The following is a 3,530-nucleotide window of genomic DNA, read 5'->3' as shown; positions in this document are numbered from 1 at the left end:
ACCCAGATGGCCGCTGCTGTCCTCGACGGCGCCGGGTCCGCCGCGCACGAGCGTCTCCGCACGGCCGCCGCCGGCGTGGCACCGCCGGTGCGGGAGCTGCTCGCCGACCTGGACGCCGTCGTCGGCAAAGCCGTCCTGTCCCACCGCACCTGACCGGCTTCGGCCCTGACCGGCTCGGCCCTGACCGGTTCCTCTTTCCTGCTCGTGAAAGCGATACCTCCATGACTCGTTCGGCACCGTCAACCGTCTCAGCCTCGCTGGCACGAGGCCGTCTCGGCACCGCGCACGTGGTGTTCTTCGTGGTGGCCGCCGCCGCTCCGTTGACCGTGGTGGCGGGTGGGGCGACCACCGGGTACGCGGTCACCGGTGTGACCGGTATCCCGGTGGCGTATCTGGTCGTCGCCGCCGTCCTCGGCCTGTTCGCCGTCGGCTACGTGACCATGTCCCGCCACATCGTCAACGCCGGGGCGTTCTACACCTACATCCGGCACGGCCTCGGCCGGCCTGCCGGCGTCGCCGCCGCAGCCGTGGCCCTGGTCGCGTACAACGCGATGCAGATCGGCCTGTACGGCGGCTTCGGCGCCGTCACCGCCGACTACCTCAACAGCCGCTACGGGGCTGGTGTCGCGTGGTGGGTGTGCGCCCTCGCCGCGTGGGCGGTGGTCGCGGTCCTCGGCCTGCTGCGCATCGACCTCAACGGCCGGATCCTCGCCGCCGTCCTCATCGCCGAGTGCGCCGTGGTCGTGGTCTTCGACGCGGTGATGCTCACCCACCCCGCCCCAGAAGGGGTCACCCTCGACACCCTGCACCCCGGCCTGGTGGTCAGCGCCGGCATCGGCGCAGCCCTGGTCACCGCGATCACCGGCTTCGTCGGCTTCGAAGGAACGGTCGTGTTCTCCGAGGAGACCCGGGACCCGAAACGCACCATCGCCCGCGCGACGTTCACCGCCGTCGGGCTGACCGGTCTGCTCTACGCCGGGTCGGCGTGGGCGATGTCCGTGGCCACCGGCCCGAACCGCATCGTCGACGCCGCCCGCACAGACGGCACCGAACTCATCTTCACCCTCACCGCCCCCCACCTTCCCGACACGCTCATCACCCTGGCCCGGCTGCTGTTCATCACCAGCCTCTTCGCCGCCCTCCTCAGCTTTCACCACACCGTGGCCCGGTACCTGTTCGCCCTCGGCCGGGAACGAGTCCTGCCCGCCGTCCTGGGACAGACTAGCCGTCTGACCGGCGCGCCGAAGGTCGGCTCCCTGGTCCAGAGCGTCCTCGCCGCGCTGGTCCTAGCCGGCTACGCGACCGTCGGGGCGGATCCGATCGTGCACCTGTTCTTCTGGATCACCGTCACCGGCGGCCTCGGCGTCCTCATCCTCATGACCACCACCTCCACCGCCGTGGCCGGCTTCTTCCACCGCCAAACCCCGGCCATCCGACAGAACGAAGGAACCTGGCGCACCCGCCTCGCTCCGCTCCTGGCCGCCGTCGCCCTGGCCGCGATCCTCGCCGCCACCCTCACCGAGTTCGCCACCCTCCTCGGCGTCACCCCCACCTCACCACTGCGGTGGGCGTTCCCCGCCACCTACGCCCTCGCCGCCGCCATCGGTGCGACCTGGGCGAACATCCTGCGCCGCACCCGCCCCGACACCTACGAAGCGATCGGACTCGGCGCCGACAGCGCCACCCTGCACACCTCCGACACCATCCACCACCAGCCTGTCTGAGGACCCCGATGACCGACACCGTGACCGTGCGCCGGGCGACACCCGACGACACCGACACCCTCATCCCCGTCCTCGCCGCCGCGTTCCACACCGGACCGGTCGCCGAATGGCTCATCCCCGACCCCACCGAACGCACCACCGTCTACCGCGCCTACTTCACCGCCGTCCTACGCCACGCACTTGCACACGGGCACGTCGACACGACCAGGGACCGCAGCGGCGTCGCCATCTGGTACCCCCGCCCCCAACCCCCACCACCACCCAGCACCGACCATCTGGCTGCGTTGGGCGGAGCCACCGGCCGATACGCCCCATTGTTCTCCATGCTCGACGCACTCCTCGACACCAACCACCCACGCGAGCCACATCACCACCTCGCCTACCTCGCCGTCCACCCTGACCGGCAAGGCCACGGCGTCGGCGCAGCCCTCCTCGACGGCTACCACCGACGCCTTGACACCACAGGAACGCCCGCCTACCTCGAAGCGACCAACCTGCGGAACCGGGCCCTCTACCACCGACTCGGCTACCGGATCGGCACCCCCATCCACATCACCGACGGCCCCACCATCTGGCGCATGTGGCGACCCGGCAAAAACATCCTCCCCACCGGATTCCTCGACACAGCCTCGACAGTGGGCTGCCGGATGTCCGACGGCATGCCGGTATGACCCACCTCGCGGCCCGGCAGGAATAGCGGACGGCACGGCCCGTCGACGTCCCCGTCCCCGTCATCACCGCGCCGACCCCCGCACCCACCCGCCGTGGCCGCTACGCCGCCACGGCCGCCCCACCACACCACTGCCATCCGACATCGACCCAAGACCCACCCCGACGAGTGAACCCACCCCCCACAGACCAGGTGACAACCCATGCCCTCCGCCAAACCCACCGCCGACCCCCGCACTCCCGCCGACCGCCTGGACAAGCAGCACGAATGGAACCTCGTGCGCCACGCCCAGAACGGCGACCACGACGCCTTCACCCGCCTCTACCGCGACAACCACAACCTCGTCCTGGGCTACGTCCTCCTCCGGACCGGCACCCACCGACGAGCCCTCGCCGAGGACATCACCGCGGAGACGTTCCTCCGCGCCTGGAAACACCTGCACCGCTACACCCAACCCCGACGCAGGCTCAGCGCCTGGCTGAACACCATCGCCCACCGGCTCCTCCTGGACCACCTCAAAGCCCACCCCACCCGCTACGAAACCCCACACGGACTCACCGACGACTACACCCCCCACACGCCCCCCGACCACACCACCAGCGCCGAAGCAGCCGTCATCCGCAAACACGACCTCCAACAAGCCCTCGCCGCCTACCAAAACCTCCACACCCGCCACCGCCAATGCCTCCACCTGCGCTTCTGGGCAGGCCAGAACCTCAGCCAGACCGCCCGCTCCCTCGGCACCACCACCCAGGACGTCCGAGACCTACAAGACCAGGCAATCCACACCCTCACCCGACACCGGGCGGAGACCATCCCCCTACGCCAGTGGCCCACCGCCCATCCGGTGACACCCGACGTCACCCTCCCCGTACGAACCCGCACCGGCCCCGCCGACAGCAAAGCCCTCGACGAAGCAGTGACGCGGGCTCGCTCCAGGAAACGCCCTCCCTCAGAAGGCCACGACCTCCGACTGCGCCGGGGGACCCCATCATGAGTACGGAGCTGATCGCACTGATCGGGGGAGTCCTGCTGATCGCCGCACTGGCCAGGGCCGGTCTGCCCACGGTCACCTGGATCCTGTTCCGGCTACGCCTCACCCGATCACTGGCGCTCCTGCTCACTCTCCTCCTGAT

At 70.1% G+C, this 3,530-nt stretch carries 3 protein-coding genes; all 3 read left to right on the top strand.

Features of this window, described 5'->3' with window-relative positions:
* The first annotated feature begins 221 nt into the window (after positions 1-221).
* The 3 genes from ABT336_RS27025 (at position 222) to ABT336_RS27015 (ending at position 3,391) form a co-directional block, all read left to right on the top strand.
* On the top strand, positions 222-1,724 hold the full coding sequence (locus tag ABT336_RS27025; protein ID WP_350900367.1) for an APC family permease: 1,503 nt from the start codon (positions 222-224) through the stop codon (positions 1,722-1,724).
* A gap of 8 nt (positions 1,725-1,732) precedes the next feature.
* On the top strand, positions 1,733-2,395 hold the full coding sequence (locus ABT336_RS27020; protein WP_350900365.1) for a GNAT family N-acetyltransferase: 663 nt from the start codon (positions 1,733-1,735) through the stop codon (positions 2,393-2,395).
* 201 nt (positions 2,396-2,596) lie between these two features.
* Positions 2,597-3,391 carry an RNA polymerase sigma factor gene (locus ABT336_RS27015; protein ID WP_350900363.1) on the top strand — a complete coding sequence of 265 codons (795 nt, stop codon included), beginning with the start codon at positions 2,597-2,599 and terminating at the stop codon, positions 3,389-3,391.
* The last annotated feature ends 139 nt before the right edge of the window (positions 3,392-3,530 follow it).

It is taken from the genome of Micromonospora sp. NPDC000207, from assembly GCF_040300925.1.
Lineage (GTDB): Bacteria > Actinomycetota > Actinomycetes > Mycobacteriales > Micromonosporaceae > Micromonospora.
Note: the sequence above shows the minus strand (reverse complement) of the source record. Positions and strands in the feature narration are given on the sequence as shown.